This is a genomic window from Variovorax sp. PDC80, from assembly GCF_900115375.1.
Classification (GTDB): Bacteria; Pseudomonadota; Gammaproteobacteria; order Burkholderiales; family Burkholderiaceae_C; genus Variovorax.
Map to the genome: position 1 here is coordinate 950,731 of NZ_FOWG01000001.1, position 21,151 is coordinate 971,881.

Sequence of the window (21,151 nt, forward strand, 5' to 3'; positions counted from 1 at the left end):
GGTCTTTCGCGCGGCCCTGGCCACCCTTCCGCCCTTCCGTCTCTCGGCATGCCCATCCTCCACACCCTTCGCCGATGGCTCCTGCTGTTGCCCCTCGCCTTCCTGGCGGGCTGCAACACGGTGCTCCTGAATCCCTCCGGCGACATCGCCAACCAGCAAGGACGGCTGATCGTCGTCTCGACCGTGCTGATGCTGATCATCATCATCCCGGTGATCGCGCTGACGGTCTTCTTCGCCTGGCGCTACCGCGCCTCGAACAAGGAAGCCATCTACAAGCCGAACTGGGACCACTCGACCCAGCTCGAGCTCGCGATCTGGGCCGCGCCGCTCTTGATCATCATCGCGCTGGGCGCGATCACCTGGATCAGCACCCACACGCTCGACCCCTATCGCCCGCTCAGCCGCATCGACGCGCAGCGCCCGGTCACGGCCGACATCAAGCCGCTGACCGTGGAAGTGGTGGCGCTCGACTGGAAGTGGCTGTTCATCTACCCCGAGCAGGGCTTCGCCACGGTGAACGAGCTCGCGGCCCCGGTGGACCGCCCGATCACCTTCAAGATCACCGCCTCGTCGGTGATGAACTCCTTCTTCATCCCCGCGCTGGCCGGCCAGATCTACGCCATGCCCGGCATGGAGACCAAGCTGCACGCGGTCATCAACGCGCCCGGCGAGTTCGACGGCTTCTCGGCCAACTACAGCGGCGCCGGCTTCTCGGGCATGCGCTTCAAGTTCCACGGCCTGAGCAACGCCGACTTCGACCAGTGGGTGCAGAAGGTCAAGTCCAGCCCCGAAGGCGAACTCAGCCGCGAGCGCTACCAGAAGCTCGAAGTGCCGAGCGAGCGTGAGCCGGCGAAGCATTTCGCGAGCGTGTCGCCCGACCTCTACGGCGCCATCCTCAACCGCTGCGTCGACCGCAGCAAGATGTGCATGAGCCAGATGATGGCGATCGACGCCGACGGCGGCCTGGGCAAGCCCGGCGCCTACAACGTCGCGACCGCGCAGCCCTGGCAACCCGACGACATCAATTCGCCCAAGCGTGCGTACGGCAAGTACGTCACGGCGATGTGCACCACCGAAGAATGACGATGCTCCAGAACCTCGACCTGACGAAGCTCGTCTTCGGCCGCCTCACGTGGGAGGCGATCCCCTACCACGAACCGATCCTGCTGGTGACCTTCGCCGCCGTCGTGCTCGGCGGTGTCGCGCTGCTCGGCGCGATCACCTACTTCAAGCTGTGGAGCACGTTGTGGCACGACTGGATCACCAGCATCGACCACAAGAAGATCGGCATCATGTACATCGTGCTGGGCCTGGTGATGCTGCTGCGCGGCTTCGCCGACGCGCTGATGATGCGCGCCCAGCAGGCCGTCGCCTTCGGCGACAACGCCGGCTTCCTGCCGCCGCACCACTACGACCAGATCTTCACGGCCCACGGCGTGATCATGATCTTCTTCGTGGCGATGCCGCTGGTCACGGGCCTGATGAACTTCGTGGTGCCGCTGCAGATCGGCGCGCGCGACGTGGCCTTCCCGTTCCTGAACAACTTCAGCTTCTGGATGACCACCTTCGGCGCCGGCCTCGTGATGGCCTCGCTGTTCGTCGGCGAATTCGCCAAGACCGGCTGGCTGGCCTACCCGCCGCTGTCGGGCATCCTGTTCAGCCCCGACGTGGGGGTCGACTACTACATCTGGTCGTTGCAGATAGCGGGGGTGGGCACATTGCTCTCGGGCGTGAACCTGCTGGCGACCATCGTGAAGATGCGCGCGCCCGGCATGACCATGATGAAGATGCCCGTCTTCACCTGGACCGCGCTGTGCACCAACGTGCTGATCGTCGCCGCCTTCCCGGTGCTGACCGCCGTGCTGGCCCTGCTGTCGCTCGACCGCTACGTCGGCACCAACTTCTTCACGAACGACATGGGCGGCAACGCCATGATGTACGTGAACCTGATCTGGATCTGGGGCCACCCCGAGGTCTACATCCTGATCCTGCCGGCCTTCGGCATCTTCTCGGAGGTGGTCTCCACCTTCTCGGGCAAGCGCCTGTTCGGCTACGCCTCGATGGTCTACGCCACGGTCGTGATCACGATCCTGTCGTACCTGGTGTGGCTGCACCACTTCTTCACCATGGGCTCGGGCGCCAGCGTGAACTCCTTCTTCGGGATCACGACGATGATCATCTCGATCCCGACCGGGGCGAAGATCTTCAACTGGCTCTTCACCATGTACCGCGGCCGCATCCGCTTCGAGCTGCCGATGATGTGGACCATCGGCTTCATGATCACCTTCGTGATCGGCGGCATGACCGGCGTGCTGCTGGCCGTGCCCCCGGCCGACTTCGTGCTGCACAACAGCCTGTTCCTGATCGCCCACTTCCACAACGTGATCATCGGCGGCGTGCTGTTCGGCATGCTGGCGGGCATCACCTACTGGTTCCCGAAGGCCTTCGGCTACAAGCTCGATCCGTTCTGGGGCAAGTGCTCGTTCTGGTTCTGGATCGTCGGCTTCTGGTTCGCCTTCATGCCGCTGTACATCCTGGGCCTGATGGGCGTGACGCGCCGCATGAGCCACTTCCAGGACATGTCGCTGCAGATCTGGTTCCAGGTCGCCGCCTTCGGCGCCGTGCTGATCGCGCTGGGCATCGCCTCGTTCCTGATCCAGATCGTGGTGAGCTACATCCGCCGCGACTCGCTGCGCGACACCACGGGCGACCCGTGGGACGGCCGCACGCTCGAATGGTCGACCTCGTCGCCGCCGCCGGCCTACAACTTCGCGTTCACGCCGCGCATCCATGACAACGACGCCTGGTCCGACATGAAGGCACGCGGCTACCAGCGTCCGCTGGAAGGCTTCAGCCCGATCCACATGCCCAAGAACACGGCCGCCGGCTTCATCATCGCGGCGCTGAGCGCGGCCTTCGGCTTCGCCATGATCTGGCAGATGTGGCTGGTGGCCGGCGTGAGCTTCTTCGTGATGCTCGTGGCCATCATCGTCCACACCTTCAACTACAAGCGCGACTACCACATCCCCGCGGACGAAGTCGTCCGCACCGAAGACGCTCGCACGCGCCTCCTGGCCGCCCATGTCTAACAGTACCGCCCTCCCCTCCAGCCCCGCCGGCACCCACACCGTGGGCAACGCGCCGAGCGTGCCGACCTTCGAGCTGTTCAACGTCCGCAACGAGGACCACCATCCGGAGAACGGCACCCTGCTCGGGTTCTGGCTCTACCTGATGAGCGACTGCCTCATCTTCGCCTGCCTGTTCGCGGTGTACGGCGTGCTGGGCCGCAGCTACGCGGCCGGCCCCTCGGGCGCCGACCTGTTCGACCTGCCGCTGGTGGCGATCAACACCTCGCTGCTGCTGCTGTCGTCGATCACCTACGGCTTCGCGATGCTCGAGATGCAGAAGCGGCGCATGGGCGGCACGCTGGTGTGGCTGGCCATCACCGGCCTGCTGGGCGCGGGCTTCATCGGCCTCGAGCTCTACGAATTCGCGCACCTGATCCACGAGGGCGCGGGCCCGCAACGCAGCGCCTTCCTGTCCTCGTTCTTCGCGCTGGTCGGCACCCACGGGCTGCACGTCACATTCGGCATCGTCTGGCTGATCGTGCTGCTGTTCCAGCTGCCCAAGCACGGCTTCACCGCCGCCAACCGCCGCCGCCTGATGTGCCTGTCGATGTTCTGGCACTTCCTGGACGTCGTCTGGATCGGCGTCTTCACCTTCGTGTACCTGATGGGATCCATGGCATGAGCGCAGCACCCCACGACACCCATGGCCACGGCCATGACGACCACGGCCACGGCGAGCACCACGACGACGGCCCGGTGAGCCACAGCACCTTCAAGGGCTACATGACCGGCTTCGTGCTGGCCGTGATCCTCACGGCCATTCCGTTCTGGCTCGTGATGGGCAAGGTGCTCGACAGCAAGAGCACGACCGCGCTGATCATCCTCGGCTTCGCCGTGGTGCAGATCGTGGTGCACATGGTGTACTTCCTGCACATGGACACCAAGTCCGAGGGCGGCTGGAACATGCTGGCGCTGATCTTCACGCTGGTGCTCGTGGTCATCACGCTGGCCGGTTCGCTGTGGGTCATGTACCACATGAACACCAACATGATGCCGCCGTCGATGCACGACATGAAGAACATGCCTTGAGTGCGCCGGCCACCGACCGCACGCCCGCCGGCCGCCAGCGCTCCGCGGCCGGGCTCGTGGTGCTGGCGGTCCTCGGGGCCGTGCTGTTCGCCGCTTTCTTCGCGCTCGGAACCTGGCAGGTCGAGCGCCGGGCCTGGAAGCTGGCCCTGATCGAACGCGTCGAGCAGCGCGTGCATGCCGTGCCGGTCGCGCCCCCGGCGCGCGCCGACTGGCCGCGCGTCAATGCAGCCGACGACGAGTACCGCCACGTGCGGCTCTCGGGCACCTTCCTCCACGAGAAAGAGACCCTGGTGCAGGCCAGCACCAACCTCGGCGCCGGCTTCTGGGTGCTGACGCCGCTGCAGACCGCGCGCGGCGTGGTGATGGTCAACCGCGGCTTCGTGCCGCCCGAGGCACGCGAGCGCGCCGCGCGCACCGCGCCCGAGCCGATGGGCGAGACCCAGGTGACGGGCCTGCTGCGCATCAGCGAGCCGCGCGGCGGCTTCCTGCGCAGCAACGACCCGGCCGGCGGGCGCTGGTACTCGCGCGACGTGGCGGCGATCGGCGCGGCGCACGGCATCGCGGCCGACGCGGTGGCGCCCTACTTCATCGACGCCGAGGCCGAGCCCGGCATTCCGCGCGCGCTCGACGGCGCGCCCGCCTGGCCCGCGCCCGGCCTCACCGTCATCGCCTTCCACAACAGCCACCTGGTGTACGCGCTCACCTGGTACGGGCTGGCGCTGATGGTCGCCGCGGGCGCGGTCTTCGTCTGGCGCGACGAGCGCCGGCGCCGCGGCAGCGACAATGCGCGCCATGCCGACGGACAGCCGCACGCCGCCCCCGCTTCCTATCGCGATGCCGACCGCGGCTGACGCGGTCGCGGTCGCCGGCACGCTGCAGGCCCCGCGCGCGGGCGTGGCCAGCCTGGACAACGCGACCGGCCACAAGAACATGCAGCAGCTGATCCAGCTGCGCTGGTTCGCCGTGGTGGGGCAGGTGGTGACGATCCTGGTGGTGCACTACGGCTACCGCATCCACCTGCCGCTCAACCAGATGCTGCAGGCGCTGACCTGCCTGGCGCTGTTCAATCTCGCGAGCCTGCTGCGCTGGCGCACCCACCGTCGCGTGACCAACGGCGAGCTGATGCTCGCGCTGCTGGTCGACGTGGCGATCCTGACCTCGCTGCTCTACCTGAGCGGCGGCGCCAGCAACCCCTTCGTCTTCCTCTACCTGCTGCAGGTGATCCTGGGCGCGGTGCTGCTCAAGCCCTGGTCGACCTGGACCGTGGTGGGCGTCACCACCCTGTGCTTCGCGGGGCTGGCGCTGTTCTCGCGCCCGCTCTCGCTGCCGCCCGACCACGACCGCGGCCTGTGGAGCCCCTACATCCAGGGCACGCTGGTGTGCTTCGCGCTCAACGCGGCGCTGCTGGTCGTGTTCATCACGCGCATCAGCGGCAACCTGCGCGAGCGCGACGCCAAGCTCGCAGGCCTGCGCCAGCGCGCCGCCGAGGAGGAGCACATCGTGCGCATGGGCCTGCTCGCCTCGGGCGCGGCGCACGAGCTCGGCACGCCGCTGGCCACGCTGGCCGTGATCCTCGGCGACTGGCGCCGGCTGCCGCACTTCAGCTCCGACCCCGAGCTGCTGCAGGAGGTCAGTGAGATGGAGATCCAGATCCAGCGCTGCAAGTCGATCGTCAGCGGCATCCTGCTGTCGGCCGGCGAGGCGCGCGGCGAGTCGTCGGAGGAGACCACGGTCAGCACCTTCCTCGACGACCTGGTCGAGGAGTGGCGCACCACGCGGCCGGTCGGCACCTTCGTCTACGACAACCGCTTCGGCCGCGACCTGCCGATGGTCTCCGACTCGGCGCTCAAGCAGATGATCTGCAACGTGCTCGACAATGCGCTCGAAGCCTCGCCGCACTGGGTGCGGCTCGAGGTGGCGCACGAGGGCGACGACCTGCAGCTGGTCGTCACCGATGCCGGCCCGGGCTTCGCGCCCGCGATGCTGGCGCAGTTCGGCAAGCCCTACCAGTCGAGCAAGGGCCGCCCCGGTGGCGGCCTGGGCCTGTTCCTGGTGGTCAACGTGGCGCGCACCGTGGGCGGCCGCGTGGCCGCGCGCAACCGGCCCGAGGGCGGCGCCGCGGTCACGCTGGCGCTGCCGCTCGCGGCCATCGTGCTGGAAGAAGAGGACGACGAGGAAGAGAACATCGGGATGCATGGCCATGACGGAATCCCCCACTGACACCGGCGCCGAGGCCGAGGCCGAACGCCAGCTGCTGATCGTCGAGGACGACGCGGCCTTCGCGCGCACGCTGGGCCGCTCGTTCGAGCGCCGCGGCTACACCGTGCTGCACGCGAGCAACCTCGAGGACGTGGAGGACCTGCTGCGCCACCATGCGCCCGGCTACGCGGTGGTCGACCTCAAGCTCAACGGCGAGGCTTCGGGCCTGGCCTGCGTGCAGACGCTGCACCGGCACGACGCCAAGACGCTGATCGTGGTGCTGACCGGCTTCGCGAGCATCGCCACCGCGGTCGAGGCGATCAAGCTCGGCGCCTGCCACTATCTGGCCAAGCCCTCGAACACCGACGACATCGAGGCTGCCTTCGGCCGCGCGGTCGGCACCACCGAGGTCGAGCTGACCAACCGCTCGACCTCGATCAAGACCCTCGAATGGGAACGCATCCACGAGACCCTGGCCGAGACCGGCTTCAACATCTCCGAGACCGCACGCCGGCTAGGCATGCACCGGCGAACGCTCGCGCGCAAGCTCGGCAAGCAGCAGGTCAAGTAGCGGCCCCGGCGGCGCGACATCGAGGAACCCACGGCAAGCACCGACACTCTCTTTTCGGATGACCATGCACCTGACACCGACGCCCGCACCCCTCGCCGCCCCGGCCCGCCGCGCCGCCCCGGTGGTGCGCGACCAGACCACGCTCGAGGAGATCTTCAACGCGCTGAGCCACGGCCTCGGGCTGCTGCTGGCGATCGCCTCGCTGCCGATCCTGGTCTACAGCGCGGCGCAGAAGGGCACCGCGGCCGGCATCGTCGGCGCCAGCCTGTTCGCCGGCACCGCGATCGTGCTGTACCTGATCTCCACGCTCTACCACGCGCTGCCGATGGGCCGCGCCAAGGCCTGGTTCAACCGCTTCGACCATGCCGCGATCTATCTCTTCATCGCGGGCAGCTACATGCCCTTCGTGCTCGGCGTGCTGCGCGGCCCCTGGGGCTGGACGCTGTTCGGCGCGATCTGGGCCGCGGCGGCGCTGGGCGTGGGCGCCAAGCTGTTCGACCGGCTCAAGCATCCGCTGTGGTCCACCGGCCTCTACGTGGCGATGGGCTGGATGGCGCTGATGGCGGCGGTGCCGCTGGTGGAGCGCATGTCGGGCGCGGGCCTGGGCTGGCTGGTGGCCGGCGGCCTGTTCTACACCGCGGGCGCGGTGGTGTTCCTGTTCGATTCCAAGGTGCGCTTCGCGCACTTCGTCTGGCACCTGTTCGTGCTCGCGGGCAGCACCTGCCACTTCTTCGCCGTGCTCTGGCACGCGCACGGCTGAGCTGGCGATTCGGCTTCGGCTTCAGTAATGCGGCGGCAGCTCGTCGCGCAGGTTGCGCGGCGCGCCGCCCTGGCCCGCGGCCTGCACCTGCTCGCGCAGTTGCCCCAGCTGGGCCAGCAGGCCGTCGATCTGCTGCTGCTGGCGGTAGATCGTGAGGTTGAGCTGCTCGAGCAGGTCCTCGGCATAGCTGGCCTTGATCTCGAGCGCGTCGAGCCGCTCGGTGACGTCGTGGGGCGAATGTTCCATGGTGCTATTGGACAGGAAGACCGGCCGCGGTTTCGTGACGATTCCAGGCACCGGCCTCGACCCCCACCAAGCTCAGCGCTGTACCTTCGCCTCGAGCAGGTCGGCCATGCCGATGCGGTGCGCGAACTCGATGCGCACGCGCTCCGACACCTCGAACACCTCGGCCGCGCCGTCGTTCACGAAGTCGATCACCGGCCGCATCGGCCGCTGGCCCGCGGGCAGGCCCACGATGCGCACGATCTCGTCGGCCACCGCCTGCGGATCGGCGTGCTCGGGCGTCAGCGCCGAGAGCTTGGCGCCGATCTGGTCCATCAGCCCGTCGTAGCGGCCATAGGCCGCGGCCGTGGCCGCATCGGCCGGCTTGCCCGCGCTCGGGAAGTGGTCGGTGCCGCGCGTGAACGCACCCGGCACCACGATCGAGGTCTCGATGCCGAAGCGCGCGATCTCGTAGGCCAGGGTCACGGCAAGCGAATCCATCGCCGCCTTGGCCGCGCCGTAGGGGCCCATGAACGGCGGGAAACCGCCCTTGGTGGTGGTGCTGCTGATCCACAGCATCAGGCCCGATTCCTGCCGCCGCAGGTAGGGCAGCACCGCGCGGTTGACGCGCTGCGCGCCGAGCACGTTGGTGTCGAACACCTTCACGATCTCCTCGGGCGTGAAGGCCTCGGTCGGGCCGACCACCAGGTGGCCGGCGTTCTGCATCACCACGTCGAGCTGGCCCTGCTCGCGCACGATCGTCGCGGCGGCGGCATCGGCCGAGTCCTGCGACAGCACGTCGAGTTCGAGCGGATGCAGCTCGAGCCCCCTGGCCGCCGCCAGCGCGCGCAGCTCGGCCGCGCGCGGCGCGTTGCGTCCCGCGATGTCGCGCATCGAGGCGTAGACGATGTGGCCCGCCTCGGCGAGCGACCGGGCGCTGAGCTTGCCGATGCCGGTGCCGGCGCCCGTGACGAGGATGATCTGCTTGTTCATGAGGGTTCTCCGTCGATGGATGGAAGGGATCAGGCGAGGCCGCCGTTGGCGCGCAGGATCTGGCCGTTGACCCAGCCCGCGTCGGGACCGGCGAGGAACGAGACCACCGAGGCGATGTCCTCGGGCTGCCCCAGGCGCTGCAGCGGCGGCATCTTGGCGAAGGCCTGGATCTGTTCCTCGGTCTTGCCGTCGAGGAACAGCGAGGTGGCGATCGGGCCCGGCGCGACCGCATTCACCGTCACATTGCGGCCGCGCAGCTCCTTCGCGAACACGTGCGTGAAGGCTTCGACCGAGGCCTTGGTGGCGTTGTAGATCGCATAGCCGGGCATGTTCAGCGCCAGCGTGGTGCTCGAGAAATTGACGATGCGGCCGCCCTCGGCGAGGCGCTTGGCGGCCTCGCGCAGCGTGTTGAAGGTGCCGCGCACGTTGATGTCGAAGACCTGGTCGTAGAGCGCGTCGTCGTGCTCGGCCAGCGGCACGGTCTTGAGGATGCCGGCGTTGTTGACCAGCACGTCGACGCGGCCGAGCTGCTGCTCGACGCTGTCGAACATGCGGCGCACCTCTTCGGCGCTGGCGACGTCGGCGCGCACGGCGATGGCCCGGCCGCCCGCGGCCTGCAGCTGGGCGACCAGCGCCTCGGCCAGCGCCGGGCTCGAGGCGTAGTTGACGGCGACGGCGAAACCGTCGGCCGACAGGCGCTGCGCGATGGCGGCGCCGATGCCGCGCGATGCGCCGGTGACGATCGCGACCTTGGGGTTGGAAGAGGGGTTCATGGCGTGTTTCCTTGCGGTGGTGGGTTGGTGAGACGAATCTTCGATCGTTCCGCCCAAAAGATAATCACCGCCAAATCGCCATTACCATTCCATCTACTTCAACAATAGACCGACGGCACCGCCATGGACCGCTTCCAGGAAATGCAGGCCTTCGTGCGCATCGCCGAGCGCCAGAGCTTCACCCAGGCCTCGGAAGACCTTCGGATTCCGCGCGCCACCGTCACCAACCTGATCAAGCGCGTCGAGCAGCGCATCGGCACCCGGCTGCTCGAGCGCACCACGCGCACCGTGCGGCTCACGCAGGATGGCGAGGCCTACTACCGCCGCTGCGTGCGCCTGCTGGCCGACATGGAGGAAGCCGAGGGGCTGTTCCGCGACACGGCGCCCAAGGGGCTGCTGCGCGTCAACCTGCAGGGCACGCTGGCGCGGCATTTCGTGGTGCCGGCGCTGCCGGACTTCCTGGCGCGCCATCCCGAGCTGACGCTGCACATCGGCGAGGACGACCGGCTGATCGACCTGGTGCGCGAGGGCGTCGACTGCGTGCTGCGCGCGGGCACGCTGCAGGACTCCTCGATGGTCGGGCGCCGCATCGCGCTGCTGCCGCAGGTCACGGTGGCGAGCCCCGGCTACCTGGCGCGGCATGGCGAGCCGGCCGATCCCGCGGCGCTGGCCGCGCCCGGCTCGACGCACCGTGCGGTCGACTACCTCTCGAGCGCCACCGGCAAGCCGGTGCCGCTCGAATTCACCGTCGACGGCCGCGTGAGCACGCTGCAGCTGCCGGCCACCGTGTCGGTCACCGGCACCGACCTCTACACCGGCTCGGCCGTCGCGGGCCTGGGGCTGGTGCAGGTGCCGCGCTACCGCGTGGCCGCGGAGCTGGCCGACGGGCGGCTGAAGGTGGTGCTCGACGGCTTCGCGCCGCCGCCGATGCCGGTGTCGGTGCTGTATTCGCAGCACCGGCAGCTGTCGGCGCGCGTGCGCGTGTTCACGCAGTGGCTGCGCGAGGTGTTCGAGGCGGCCGCGCTGTGACGCCCGCGCGACGGCTTCACCAAGGTGGCGGCTAGGACGCCGGGCAGTTCAGCGCCGCCTCGGCCCCCTGCGCCTGCTCCTCGCCGCGCAGGAACGCGAACACCACCACCGCCGTCAGCACCGTCACGGCCGCGAGCCCCAGCAGCAGCGTGGCGAAGGCATCGCCATACACCTGCAGCACCGCGGCGCGGTCCAGGCCCGGCAGCAGCGCGAGCGCCTGCTGCAGGCCGCCGGTCGTGACCTGCTGCGCGGCCTGCGAGGCGGCCGACGATCCCGAGGCCACGGCGCCGATGCCCGGCAGGTGCGCCAGCCGCGCCGCCACCAGCGCCGTCAGCGCCGCCCCCACCAGCGCGAGCGCGATGCCCTCGCCCGCCACGCGCACGGTGTTGAAGATGCCCGAGGCCATGCCCGCGCGCTCGCGCGGCACCACGCCGACCGCGAGGCCGTCCATCAGGCCCCAGGGCAGGCCGATGCCGCCGCCGATCAGCAGCAGGGGCAGCAGCAGTTCGCGCGGTGCCGCACCCGGCGCGCAGCGGCCCAGCGCATAGAGGCCGACGGCGCAGACCAGCAGCCCCACGGCCGAGATGGCGCCGGCCGGGAAGCGGTGCGCGAGCCAGGCGGCCAGGGTCGGCACGACCAGGATCGGCCCCGACAGCGCGAGCATCAGCCGGCCGGTCTCGGCCACGTCGCGCCCCTCGAGCCCGACGAAGCGGATCGGCAGCAGCACCAGCAGCACGACGAAGGCATAGGCCGGCGCGCTCGCGAGCAGTTGCACGCCGACGAAGCGCGGATAGCGGAACAGCGTCAGGTCGAGCATCGGATGCGCGACGCGGCGCTCGATCGCGACGAAGACGAGGCCCAGCAGCACGGCGCCGGCCAGCGCGCCGATCACCCAGGGGTTGCCCCAGCCGCTGTCGGGCGCCTGCAGCACGCCCAGCGTCAGCAGGCTCAGCGCGCCGGTGAAGCTCAGGGTGCCGGGCACGTCGAGGCCCATGGCCTGCGGGTTGCGCGATTCGCGCATGCACGCCGCGCCGATGAGCAGCGCCGCCAGGCTCACGAGCGCGGGGCTCCACATCACGGCCTGCCAGCCGAAGCGCTCGCCGAGCCAGCCCGCGAGCAGCGCGCCCGAGGCCAGGCCGGCGCCGAACGAGGTGCCGATCAGGCTGAAGGCACGCGTGCGCGCCGCGCCATCGAAGACCTGCGCCAGCGCGGCGGTGCCGGCGGCGAAGGCCGCGGCCGCACCGAGCCCCTGCGCGGCGCGCGCGAGGTCGAACCACACGATGCCCGGCGCGCACACCGCGAACAGGCTGCCGAGCAGGATCAGCAGCAGCCCGAGCACGAACACGCGCTTGCGCCCGTAGGCATCGGCCAGCGCGCCGGCCGCCATCAGCGTGCCGCCGAAGCTCAGCATGAAGGCATTGGTGACCCAGTTGAGCTGTACCGGGCTGCCGCCCAGCGCGGCATGGATCGCGGGCAGCGCCACGGCCGGGCCGGTGAAGCTCAGCGGCATGCCGATCGCGGCCAGGCAGACGGCGGCGAGCAGCCAGTACGGATGCGGCGCCGGGGAAGACGAAGACGCCGACGAAGACAAGGAAGAAGACATGGACACCCTTCACGCAGGACCGAAGACAGGGCCGGGCGGCGCCGGCCCGGAGGCCCGGCCGACGCCCTCCCCGGCGTGAAGAGAAGATAAAAATGATTGAATGCAAAGAGAATGGGCGCATAGCTCCACTCACTCCCAACCTGAGGTTGCCAATCGATGGACAGTTTCAGCGGCCTCGAATCCTTCGTGCGGGCGGCCGACCTGCTGAGCTTCGCCAAGGCGGGGCGCCTGCTCGGCATCTCCGCCTCGGCGGTCGGCAAGAACGTGGCGCGGCTCGAGCAGCAGCTCGGGCTGCGGCTGTTCAACCGCACCACGCGCCAGGTGCGGCTCACGCAGGAAGGCGCGATGTTCCACGAGCGCTGCCGCCGCATCCTCGACGAGCTCGACGATGCGCGCGCGATGATGCAGGACGCCGTCGCCCAGCCGCGCGGCCGGCTGCGCGTGAGCCTGCCGACCATCGGCTACCGCTTCCTGCTGCCGATGCTGCCGGACTTCCAGGCCCGCTATCCGCAGATCGAGCTCGACCTCGACTTCAACGACCGACTGGTCGACGTGATCGCCGAGGGCGTGGACGTGGCGATCCGCAGCGGCGAGCTGGTCGATTCGGGGCTGGTGGCGCGCGGGCTCGGGCCGTTCCGCTTCCTGCTGGTGGCCGCGCCGGCCTACCTCGCGCGCCATGGCGTGCCGCAGCAGCCGGCCGAGCTCGCCGGCCATGCCTGCCTGCGCTACAAGTTCGTGACCGGCACGCGCATCGAGGACTGGACCCTGCCGGGCCTGCCCGAGCGGCTGCCCTGCACGATGCTGTGCAACAACATGGAAGCCATGCTCGGCGCCGCCGTCGCCGGGCTCGGCATCGGCTTCATGCCCGACTTCCTCGCGCGCGATGCACTGGCGCGCGGCGAGCTGCAGCGCGTGCTCGCGCCCCACGTCACGCACCGCGGCCAGTTCTCGGCGCTGTGGCCGTCGAGCCGGCAGCTGTCGCCGAAGGTGCGCGCCTTCGTGGACTTCGCGGTCGAGCGGATGTTTCCGCCGCCGACCGACGAAGGCGACGGGCGCGACTGACTCAGGCGGCCGCGGCGGCCACCGCCGGTTCGGCCGGCACGGTCGCTGCGGCCGACTCGGACACCGCGGCCGGCGGCTCCTGCGCCAGATCGAACAGCGCACCGATCCGCGCGTTGCCGCCGATCGCCGCCAGCTCGCGGCTGCTCAGCGTGGTGCCCGCGCCGCCCTCGAGCTGCGCGATCCGCACCGGGGCCTTCTCGCCGGCCGGCACCATGAAGGGCGAGTGCGTGGTGTAGACGATCTGCTGCGCGAAGTCCTGCTCGAAGTGCGCGAGCAGGTCGGCCTGCGAGCGCGGATGCAGGTGCAGGCCGGGCTCGTCGAGCAGCAGCACGATGGCGCCGTCGCCTTGCTCGCCGGCCTCGCCGCGCAGACCCGCGAAGAAGGCCACGTGGAACGCGAAGAACCACTGGAAGCCGCGGCTGCGCTCGTCGAGCCCGACCTCGACCTCGTAGGCGCCGCCCGGGTCGGACACCAGCGTGTCGAACTCGTCGCCGTCGAGGTTGAAGCGCACCTTGAGCGGCCGGTCCTTCCACAGCCGGCGGATCTCGGCGGTCATCGCCGCGCCCGCGCGGTTCACGAGCTGGTTGCGCGTGGCCTGGTCGCCGCGCTCGTGCAGCGCATGCAGCTCGCGCGGATCGAGGCCGGCCGCGCGGCACAGGGTGCCGAAGCTGCGCTGCGCGCTCGAGAGATGGTCGCGCGCCTCGCTCGAGAGGTAGTCGGCGATGTTCTGGCGGCCCTGCAGCGCGGGGTACTCGTCGACGAACACGAAGCGCGGCAGCCGCTCGAGGATCCACGCCTTGGCGCGCGCGAGCGCGGGCCCGTCGCTGACGATCGACAGCGACAGCTCCTCGAGCTCGGTCACCATCTGCGCGGGCTTGTCGGCCAGCTCGGCACCGGCCGCGGCCAGCGCCTGGCGCAGCGCTGCCAGGGCGAGCTGCGCGCCCTCGGACCACTTGAGCAGGTCGGGGTTGAGGATCATCGCGCCATCGAAGGCGTCGGCCGCCTGCTCGAGCGGCGCGCGCAGTTCGTCGGCCAGCTTCTCTGCCGCGGCCTTCACGGCCGGCACGATCTTGCGGATCTTGCCCTTGGCATCGCCGACGTCGATCGACAGGTCGCCCAGGCCCTCGAGGCCGGCCCAGCGCGCCGGGCCATAGCCACGGCCCGCCGTCACGTGGCTCACGCCCGAGGCGCGCGGCAGCATGCGCACCAGCTCGGCCTGCTCCTGCGGCTCGAGGCGCCAGCGCGTGTGGACCACGGGCGTGTCGGCCGTGCATTCGCTCAGGCGGCGATGGCGCGGAAAGTTCTTGATCGGGCTCAGCGCGCTGACCGGCCCCTCGGCCGGGTTCAGGCTGTGCAGCGCGCGCAGCAGGTTGGATTTGCCGGTGTCGTTGCGGCCGAGGATCGTGGTGATCCGGGAGAGTTCGATGGGACCGCTGTCGTTGATCGAGCGAAAGTGGGTGATCTGGAAGGACGCCAGGCGCATGCGGGAAAGTCGATTCACAAAAAAGCAGGGCCGGGGAATGTAGTGCACTCCCGGCCCCTTTCCGATCGGCGCGCGAAAAAAATCGACGCGATGCCTTGCTGGCGACTCAGCTCATTCGGCCGCGCGCCGCAGCGTCTCGACCACCGGCCGGCGCAGCACCTCGCGCAGCCCCCACCAGCCCGCGCCCAGCGCGAGCACCGCACCGGCGAGTGCACCGGCCACCGGCACGAGCGGCGAGGCGGTCCAGGTGAACTCGAACACGAAGCGCGCCAGGCCCCAGCCGATCACCGAGGCCACGATGCTCGCGAGGAAGCCCGCGAGCAATCCCACGCCCGCGAGCTCGGCGCGCTGCACCTGGCGCAGCAGGCTGGCGCGCGCGCCCACCGCGCGCATCACGGCGAATTCGCGCGCGCGCTCCTCGCGCGTGGCGGTGACGGCCGCGAACAGCACCACCAGCCCGGCCGCGAGCGTGAAGCCGAACAGGAACTCGACCGCGCGGATCACCTGGTCCAGCACCGTCTGCACCTGGTTGATGGTGGCGCTCATGTCGACGTTGGTCACGTTCGGGAAGGCGCGCACCAGCGCGTTGTCGAAGCCCTTGGTCTCGGGCGCGCGGAAGGCACCCATGTAGGTGGTCGGCACGTCGGGCAGCGAGGGCACCGTGTACATCACGAAGAAGTTGGCGTGCAGCGAGCCCCAGTCGACCTTGCGCAGCGAGGTGATGCGCGTGTCGTTCTGCATGCCGCCGATGTCGAAGCGCAGGCGGTCGCCGAGCTTCAGGCCCAGCGTCTCGGCCAGGCCTTCCTCCACGCTCGCCTCGCCCTGCGCGCCGGGCGTCCAGCGGCCGGCCACGATGCTGTTGTGCGCGGGCGCCTCGGCGCTGTTGCTGAGGTTGAACTCGCGGTCCACCAGCCGCTTGGCGCGGTCCTCGCTGTAGTCGTCGGGCGTCACGGGCTTGTCGTTGATCGCGATCAGGCGGCCGCGGATCATCGGGTACCAGTCGAACTTGTCGACGCCGCCGCCGCGCAGCGCCTTCTGGAAGGCCTCGCTCTGGTCGGGCATCACGTTGATGACGAAGCGGTTGGGCGCATCGGGCGGCGTGGCCTTGCGCCAGCTCGCCACCAGGTCGGTGCGCAGCAGCACCAGCAGCACCAGCGCCAGCAGGCCGACCGCGAGCGCGCTGACCTGCACCACCGCATAGGCCGGCCGCGCCGAGATCTGCCGCGTAGCCAGCACCAGCCAGCGCGGCGCGGTGGTCTCGTTGACGCTGCGCCGCAGCAGCTTGACCGCGAGCCAGCTCAGGAGCGCGAACACCGCCACCGCGCCCGCGAAGCCGCCGACCGCGATCAGGCCCAGCTTGATGTCGCTGCTGGCCGCCATCAGCAGCGCCGCGAAGCCCGCCACGCCGATGCCCAGCACCGCCAGCGAGGCCGGCTTGAGCCCGCCCACGTCGCGCCGGATCACGCGCAGCGGCGGCACGCGCGCCAGCTGCAGCACCGGCGGCAGCCCGAAGGCGAACAGCAGCGTGAGGCCCATGCCCAGGCCGAAGGCCGCGGGCCACAGCGTGGCCGAGGGCAGCGCGGTCTCGACCAGGCCCGCGAGCAGCAGCACGAACACGTAGTGCACGCCGAAGCCGATCGCCACGCCCAGCGCGCTGGCCACCAGCCCGACCACCGCGAACTCGAAGGCATAGGCCCAGGCGATGGTGCGCTGGCTCTGGCCCAGCACGCGCAGCATCGCGCAGTCGTCGAGGTGGTTGGCCGCGAAGCCGCGCGCGGCCAGCGCCACCGCCACGGCCGACAGCAGCGCCGCCAGCAGCGCCACCAGGCTCAGGAATTTCTCGGCGCGGTCCAGCGTCTGGCGCATCTCGGGCCGGCCGCTCTCGAAGGAGTCGAGCCGCACGCCGCGCAGCTCGCCCTTCTTGATCTGCGCCTCGGACCAGTCGACGAAGCGCTTCACCGCCGCATCGGGCCCCGCCACCGCGAGCCGGTAGCCCACGCGGCTGGCCGGCTGCACGAGGCCGGTACGCGGCACGTCGGCCTGGTTGAGCATCACGCGCGGCGAGAAGCTCATGAAGCCCGCGCCGCGATCGGGCTCGAGCGTGATGACGCGGCCCACGCGCAGGCCGGTGTCGCCCAGCAGCAGCGTGTCGCCGACCTTGAGCGCCAGCGAGTCCAGCAGCGAGGCATCGACCCAGACTTCGCCCGGCGCCGGCACGTCGCGCGTGACCGCGCCCGGCGCGCCGAGGGCCGTGGCCGTCTGCACGTTGCCGCGCAGCGGATAGCCCTCGGCCACCGCCTTCAGCGCCACCAGCTTGCTCGCGCCGCCCTGCGCATCGTCGGCCCGCGCCATGGTCGGAAATCCGTAGGTGCCCGCGGACTGCAGCCCCAGCGATCGCGCCTGCGCCACGAAGGCCTCGGGCGTCGGGTTGTCGCTGACGATCACCGCGTCGCCGCCCAGCAGCTGGCGCGCATCGCGCTTCAGGCCGCCCTGCAACCGGTCGGCGAAGAAGCCGACGGCCGTGAGCGCGGCCACGGCCAGCAGCACGGCGACGATCAACAGGCGCAGCTCGCCGGCGCGCAGGTCGCGCCAGAGCGTGCGCCAACCCAGGCGGAGGGAAGCGTTCATGGGCGCGACGATAGCCCAGCGACCCGGCGGGCCGCGCATCCGAGGGTTATTGCGGCCCTCTCCTACCCGCCGCGGCCTTGATCGCGGACAGTTGCTGAAGCATGATGCAACAAACATCCAGCCTCCACGGACCGGCAATGGCGCCAGGTCCGGGCCGGCCGGAACAAGAAGAATCCATCGCCGGACCCCCTTCCCCCAAGGAGTCTCGATGACACGATGTCAGCGTCTGCCCACTCTCGCCCTGTGCCTTGCGCTGGGCGTGCTGCTCGCCGCCTGCGATCCCAAGCCCAGTGCGAGCGCCGCACCCGGCGCCGCAGCCTCCGGTGCCAGCCCCACGGGCGTCACGCCCGCCGCGTCGGGCGATGCGGTCGATAGCTCCTCCGCCCACAAGGGCCCGTCCGAAGGCGGCGCGGCCATCGGCGGCATGAGCGGCCAGGGCGGCGGCTCATCGGGGGGCGGTACTCCACCTCCAACGGGCGGTGACGGTGCCGCACCCAAATAAGAAAAGAAGATCCGCTTTCGCTTCCCACCCCACAGAAGAAGACCACGATGAAACGACAACCCACTTCAGCGTCGCCGGAGGTTCCGTCATGGACATGAACCGCCGGCAATTCTTCCGCGTGAGCAGCGCGGGGCTGGTCGGCTCCAGCATCGTGGCGCTCGGCTTCTCGCCGACCGCCGCGCTGGCCGAGGCCCGCAACTTCAAGCTCGCGCGCACCACCGAGACCCGCAACACCTGCCCCTACTGCTCGGTGGGCTGCGGACTCATCATGTACAGCCTGGGCGACAAGGCGAAGAACGTGGTGTCCGACATCCTCCACATCGAGGGCGATGCCGACCACCCCGTGAACCGCGGCACGCTGTGCCCCAAGGGCGCGGGCCTGCTCGACTTCGTGCACAGCCCGATGCGGCTGAAGTACCCCGAGGTGCGCGAGCCCGGCAGCACCGAGTGGAAGCGCATCGGCTGGAACGAGGCGCTCGACCGCATCGCCAAGCTGCTGAAGGCCGACCGCGACGCCAACTTCCAGACCACCAACGCCGACGGCAAGACCGTCAACCGATGGACCAGCTCCGGCATGCTCTGTGCCTCGGCCTCGTCCAACGAAACCGGCTACATCACGCACAAGGCATTCCGCTCGACCGGAATGCTGGTGTTCGACAACCAGGCACGCGTCTGACACGGACCGACGGTGGCCAGTCTGGCCCCGACGTTCGGCAGAGGCGCGATGACCAACCATTGGCAGGACATCCAGAACGCGGACGTCGTGCTGATCATGGGCGGCAATGCCGCGGAGGCGCATCCGTGCGGCTTCAAGTGGGTCATCGAAGCCAAGAAACAGAACAAGGCCCGCCTGGTGGTGGTCGACCCGCGCTTCACGCGCTCGGCCGCGATGGCCGACTACTACGCGCCGGTGCGCGCGGGGTCCGACATCGCCTTCCTCGCCGGGGTCATCAACTACCTGCTGTCCAACGACAAGATCCAGACCGAGTACGTCCGCAACTACACCAACGCGCCCTTCATCGTCGGGCCCGACTACAAGTTCGAGGATGGCCTGTTCAGCGGCTACAACGCCGAGAAGCGCAACTACGACCCCAAGTCGTGGGGCTACGCGCTCGACGAGGCCGGCATGGCCAAGGTCGACATGAGCATGCAGGACCCGAACTGCGTGCTGCAGGTGATGAAGCGGCACTACTCGCGCTACACGCCCGAGCTGGTGAGCCGCATCACGGGCACGCCGCAGGACAAGTTCCTCAAGGTCTGCGAGTACATCGCGAGCACCAGCGTGCCCACGCGCACCATGACCATCATGTACGCGCTGGGCTGGACGCAGCACAGCCAGGGCTCGCAGATGATCCGCACCGGCGCCATCGTGCAGCTGCTGCTGGGCAACATCGGCGTGCCGGGCGGCGGCATGAACGCGCTGCGCGGCCACAGCAACATCCAGGGCCTGACCGACCTGGGGCTGCTGTCGAACTCGCTGCCGGGCTACATGTCGCTCGCGCGTGACAACGAGCAGAACCTGCCCGACTACTACAAGACCCGCGCGCTCAAGGCGCTGCGGCCCAACCAGATGAGCTTCTGGCAGAACTACCCCAAGTTCTTCGTCAGCATGCAGAAATCGTGGTGGGGCGACGCGGCCACGGCCGACAACGAGTGGGCCTTCCACTACCTGCCGAAGATCGACAAGCTCTACGACGTGCTGCAGGCCTTCGAGCTCATGAACCAGGGCAAGCTCAACGGCTACATCTGCCAGGGCTTCAACCCGGTGGGCTCGTTCCCCGACAAGAAGAAGATCGTCGACGGGCTCTCCAAGCTCAAGTTCCTGGTCACCATCGATCCGCTGCAGACCGAGACCAGCGAGTTCTGGCGCAACTTCGGCGAGTTCCACGACGTCAAGACCACCGACATCCAGACCACGGTGTTCCGCCTGCCCTCCACCTGCTTCGCGGAAGAGGACGGCTCGCTCACCAACTCCAGCCGCTGGCTGCAGTGGCACTGGAAGGGCGCGGAGCCGCCGGGCGAGGCCAAGGGCGACATCGAGATCGTGGCCGGCATCTTCAACCGCATGCGCCAGGCCTACATCAAGGACGGCGGCGCCTTCCCCGATCCGATCGTCAAGCTGACCTGGCCCTACAAGATTCCACACTCGCCGTCCGCGCAGGAACTGGCGATGGAATACAACGGCCGCGCGCTGACCGACCTGCTCGACCCGAAGGACCCGACCAAGCCGCCGACGGCCAAGGCCGGCGAGCAGCTCGCGGGCTTCGGCCTGCTGCGCGACGACGGCAGCACCGCCAGCGGCTGCTGGATCTACGCAGGCGCCTGGACCCAGGCCGGCAACCAGATGGCGCGGCGCGACAACGCCGACCCGTTCGGCATCGGCATGGTGCAGAACTGGGCCTGGGCCTGGCCCGCGAACCGGCGCATCCTCTACAACGGCGCCTCCACCGACCCGGCCACCGGCAAACCCTGGATCGCCAAGCGGCCGCTGGTCGCGTGGAACGGCAAGCAGTGGGCCGGCGCCGACGTGCCCGACATCCGCCCCGACGCCAACCCGATGGAGGCCGACGCGGTGCGGCCCTTCATCATGACGGCCGAGGGCGTGGCGCGGCTGTTCGCGCCCACCGGCATGGCCGAGGGTCCGCTGCCCGAGCACTACGAGCCCTTCGAGTCGCCGCTGGTCAACAACCTGATGCACCCGAACAACGAGAAGGCGCGCGCCAACCCGGCCGCGCGCATCTTCAAGGGCGACCTCGAGCGGCTCGGCGTGCCGAAGGACTTCCCGTACGTGGCCACCAGCTACCGGCTCACCGAGCACTTCCACTACTGGACCAAGAACGTGCGCACCTCGGCCATCATCCAGCCGCAGCAGTTCGTCGAGATCGGCGAGGAGCTCGCGAAGGAGAAGGGCATCGGCCATGGCGACATGGTCAAGGTGTCGAGCAAGCGCGGCTTCATCAAGGCCGTGGCCGTCGTCACCAAGCGCATCGTCGGGCTGCAGGTCGACGGCCGCACGGTCCACACCGTGGGGCTGCCGAACCACTGGGGCTTCGTCGGCATCGCGAAGCCCGGGTATCTCGTGAACACGCTGACCCCCTTCGTGGGCGATGCGAACACGCAGACCCCGGAATACAAGTCCTTCACCGTGAACATCGAGAAGGCCTGACCG

The 21,151-nt window shown here is 69.6% G+C and carries 17 protein-coding genes; 11 read left to right on the forward strand and 6 right to left on the reverse strand.

Going from position 1 to position 21,151, the window contains the following annotated elements; all coding sequences use genetic code 11:
• Window positions 1-48: 48 nt before the first annotated feature.
• From cyoA to BM109_RS04320, 8 genes are all read left to right on the forward strand, one after another.
• The gene (gene cyoA, locus BM109_RS04285) at window positions 49-1,083 is read left to right on the forward strand and encodes a ubiquinol oxidase subunit II (protein WP_093340838.1); all 1,035 of its coding nucleotides are present in this window, start codon (window positions 49-51) and stop codon (window positions 1,081-1,083) included.
• Between the two features lie 2 nt (window positions 1,084-1,085).
• Window positions 1,086-3,089 (forward strand): cytochrome o ubiquinol oxidase subunit I, encoded by a 2,004-nt coding sequence (cyoB, locus tag BM109_RS04290; protein ID WP_093340839.1) that lies wholly within the window; start codon window positions 1,086-1,088, stop codon window positions 3,087-3,089.
• The gene (gene cyoC / locus BM109_RS04295; protein ID WP_093340841.1) at window positions 3,082-3,750 is read left to right on the forward strand and encodes a cytochrome o ubiquinol oxidase subunit III; all 669 of its coding nucleotides are present in this window, start codon (window positions 3,082-3,084) and stop codon (window positions 3,748-3,750) included. The genes cyoB and cyoC overlap by 8 nt, the downstream gene beginning before the upstream one ends.
• The gene (gene cyoD, locus BM109_RS04300; protein WP_093340843.1) at window positions 3,747-4,157 is read left to right on the forward strand and encodes a cytochrome o ubiquinol oxidase subunit IV; all 411 of its coding nucleotides are present in this window, start codon (window positions 3,747-3,749) and stop codon (window positions 4,155-4,157) included. The genes cyoC and cyoD overlap by 4 nt, the downstream gene beginning before the upstream one ends.
• On the forward strand, window positions 4,154-5,008 hold the full coding sequence (locus BM109_RS04305) for an SURF1 family protein (RefSeq protein WP_256222340.1): 855 nt from the start codon (window positions 4,154-4,156) through the stop codon (window positions 5,006-5,008). The genes cyoD and BM109_RS04305 overlap by 4 nt, the downstream gene beginning before the upstream one ends.
• The gene (locus tag BM109_RS04310; protein ID WP_093340844.1) at window positions 4,992-6,377 is read left to right on the forward strand and encodes an ATP-binding protein; all 1,386 of its coding nucleotides are present in this window, start codon (window positions 4,992-4,994) and stop codon (window positions 6,375-6,377) included. The genes BM109_RS04305 and BM109_RS04310 overlap by 17 nt, the downstream gene beginning before the upstream one ends.
• Window positions 6,358-6,927 carry a response regulator transcription factor gene (locus BM109_RS04315; RefSeq protein ID WP_093340846.1) on the forward strand — a complete coding sequence of 190 codons (570 nt, stop codon included), beginning with the start codon at window positions 6,358-6,360 and terminating at the stop codon, window positions 6,925-6,927. Before BM109_RS04310 ends, BM109_RS04315 begins: the two co-directional genes overlap by 20 nt.
• A 64-nt stretch (window positions 6,928-6,991) precedes the next feature.
• On the forward strand, window positions 6,992-7,687 hold the full coding sequence (locus tag BM109_RS04320; protein WP_093341249.1) for a PAQR family membrane homeostasis protein TrhA: 696 nt from the start codon (window positions 6,992-6,994) through the stop codon (window positions 7,685-7,687).
• A 21-nt stretch (window positions 7,688-7,708) separates the two neighbouring features.
• Here the strand turns inward: BM109_RS04320 and BM109_RS04325 are convergent, their stop codons facing one another.
• The 3 genes from BM109_RS04325 to BM109_RS04335 form a co-directional block, all read right to left on the reverse strand.
• Complete coding sequence (locus BM109_RS04325) at window positions 7,709-7,933, reverse strand: SlyX family protein (protein WP_093340848.1); 225 nt, start codon at window positions 7,931-7,933, stop codon at window positions 7,709-7,711.
• Between the two features lie 72 nt (window positions 7,934-8,005).
• Window positions 8,006-8,902 carry an SDR family NAD(P)-dependent oxidoreductase gene (locus BM109_RS04330; RefSeq protein ID WP_093340850.1) on the reverse strand — a complete coding sequence of 299 codons (897 nt, stop codon included), beginning with the start codon at window positions 8,900-8,902 and terminating at the stop codon, window positions 8,006-8,008.
• A 29-nt stretch (window positions 8,903-8,931) separates the two neighbouring features.
• Window positions 8,932-9,675 (reverse strand): SDR family oxidoreductase, encoded by a 744-nt coding sequence (locus tag BM109_RS04335; RefSeq protein ID WP_093340851.1) that lies wholly within the window; start codon window positions 9,673-9,675, stop codon window positions 8,932-8,934.
• A 123-nt stretch (window positions 9,676-9,798) separates the two neighbouring features.
• Between BM109_RS04335 and BM109_RS04340 the strand changes: the two genes are divergently transcribed.
• Entirely contained in the window at window positions 9,799-10,704 is a 906-nt protein-coding gene (locus BM109_RS04340; protein WP_093340853.1) for a LysR family transcriptional regulator, read from the forward strand.
• Window positions 10,705-10,735: 31 nt separating this feature from the next.
• On the opposite strand, the gene BM109_RS04345 is transcribed toward BM109_RS04340, so the two are convergent.
• Window positions 10,736-12,307, reverse strand: coding sequence for an MFS transporter (locus BM109_RS04345; RefSeq protein WP_093340854.1), 1,572 nt, complete (start codon window positions 12,305-12,307; stop codon window positions 10,736-10,738).
• Between the two features lie 156 nt (window positions 12,308-12,463).
• Here BM109_RS04345 and BM109_RS04350 point away from each other — a divergent pair, with 156 nt between their 5' ends.
• Entirely contained in the window at window positions 12,464-13,369 is a 906-nt protein-coding gene (locus tag BM109_RS04350) for a LysR family transcriptional regulator (protein WP_093340856.1), read from the forward strand.
• A gap of 1 nt (window position 13,370) precedes the next feature.
• Here BM109_RS04350 and BM109_RS04355 read toward each other — a convergent pair whose 3' ends face one another.
• Both BM109_RS04355 and BM109_RS04360 read right to left on the reverse strand, forming a co-directional pair.
• Window positions 13,371-14,852 carry an AAA family ATPase gene (locus BM109_RS04355; RefSeq protein WP_093340858.1) on the reverse strand — a complete coding sequence of 494 codons (1,482 nt, stop codon included), beginning with the start codon at window positions 14,850-14,852 and terminating at the stop codon, window positions 13,371-13,373.
• A gap of 111 nt (window positions 14,853-14,963) precedes the next feature.
• The gene (locus tag BM109_RS04360; protein WP_093340860.1) at window positions 14,964-17,480 is read right to left on the reverse strand and encodes an ABC transporter permease; all 2,517 of its coding nucleotides are present in this window, start codon (window positions 17,478-17,480) and stop codon (window positions 14,964-14,966) included.
• Window positions 17,481-18,070: 590 nt separating this feature from the next.
• On the opposite strand from BM109_RS04360, the gene fdnG reads away from it, so the two are divergent.
• Window positions 18,071-21,148, forward strand: coding sequence for a formate dehydrogenase-N subunit alpha (fdnG, locus tag BM109_RS04375; RefSeq protein ID WP_143129078.1), 3,078 nt, complete (start codon window positions 18,071-18,073; stop codon window positions 21,146-21,148).
• The last annotated feature ends 3 nt before the right edge of the window (window positions 21,149-21,151 follow it).

Excerpts from the sequence above, each read along its gene's own strand:
- BM109_RS04335 (WP_093340851.1), bottom strand. The coding sequence starts at position 9,675 with ATGAACCCCTCTTCCAACCCCAAGGTCGCGATCGTCACCGGCGCATCG.
- BM109_RS04325 (WP_093340848.1), bottom strand. The coding sequence starts at position 7,933 with ATGGAACATTCGCCCCACGACGTCACCGAGCGGCTCGACGCGCTCGAG.
- cyoD (WP_093340843.1), top strand. The coding sequence starts at position 3,747 with ATGAGCGCAGCACCCCACGACACCCATGGCCACGGCCATGACGACCAC.
- BM109_RS04330 (WP_093340850.1), bottom strand. The coding sequence starts at position 8,902 with ATGAACAAGCAGATCATCCTCGTCACGGGCGCCGGCACCGGCATCGGC.
- BM109_RS04345 (WP_093340854.1), bottom strand. The coding sequence starts at position 12,307 with ATGTCTTCTTCCTTGTCTTCGTCGGCGTCTTCGTCTTCCCCGGCGCCG.
- cyoB (WP_093340839.1), top strand. The coding sequence starts at position 1,086 with ATGCTCCAGAACCTCGACCTGACGAAGCTCGTCTTCGGCCGCCTCACG.
- BM109_RS04315 (WP_093340846.1), top strand. The coding sequence starts at position 6,358 with ATGACGGAATCCCCCACTGACACCGGCGCCGAGGCCGAGGCCGAACGC.
- BM109_RS04340 (WP_093340853.1), top strand. The coding sequence starts at position 9,799 with ATGGACCGCTTCCAGGAAATGCAGGCCTTCGTGCGCATCGCCGAGCGC.
- BM109_RS04350 (WP_093340856.1), top strand. The coding sequence starts at position 12,464 with ATGGACAGTTTCAGCGGCCTCGAATCCTTCGTGCGGGCGGCCGACCTG.
- BM109_RS04310 (WP_093340844.1), top strand. The coding sequence starts at position 4,992 with ATGCCGACCGCGGCTGACGCGGTCGCGGTCGCCGGCACGCTGCAGGCC.
- BM109_RS04360 (WP_093340860.1), bottom strand. The coding sequence starts at position 17,480 with ATGAACGCTTCCCTCCGCCTGGGTTGGCGCACGCTCTGGCGCGACCTG.
- BM109_RS04355 (WP_093340858.1), bottom strand. The coding sequence starts at position 14,852 with ATGCGCCTGGCGTCCTTCCAGATCACCCACTTTCGCTCGATCAACGAC.
- cyoC (WP_093340841.1), top strand. The coding sequence starts at position 3,082 with ATGTCTAACAGTACCGCCCTCCCCTCCAGCCCCGCCGGCACCCACACC.
- BM109_RS04320 (WP_093341249.1), top strand. The coding sequence starts at position 6,992 with ATGCACCTGACACCGACGCCCGCACCCCTCGCCGCCCCGGCCCGCCGC.
- cyoA (WP_093340838.1), top strand. The coding sequence starts at position 49 with ATGCCCATCCTCCACACCCTTCGCCGATGGCTCCTGCTGTTGCCCCTC.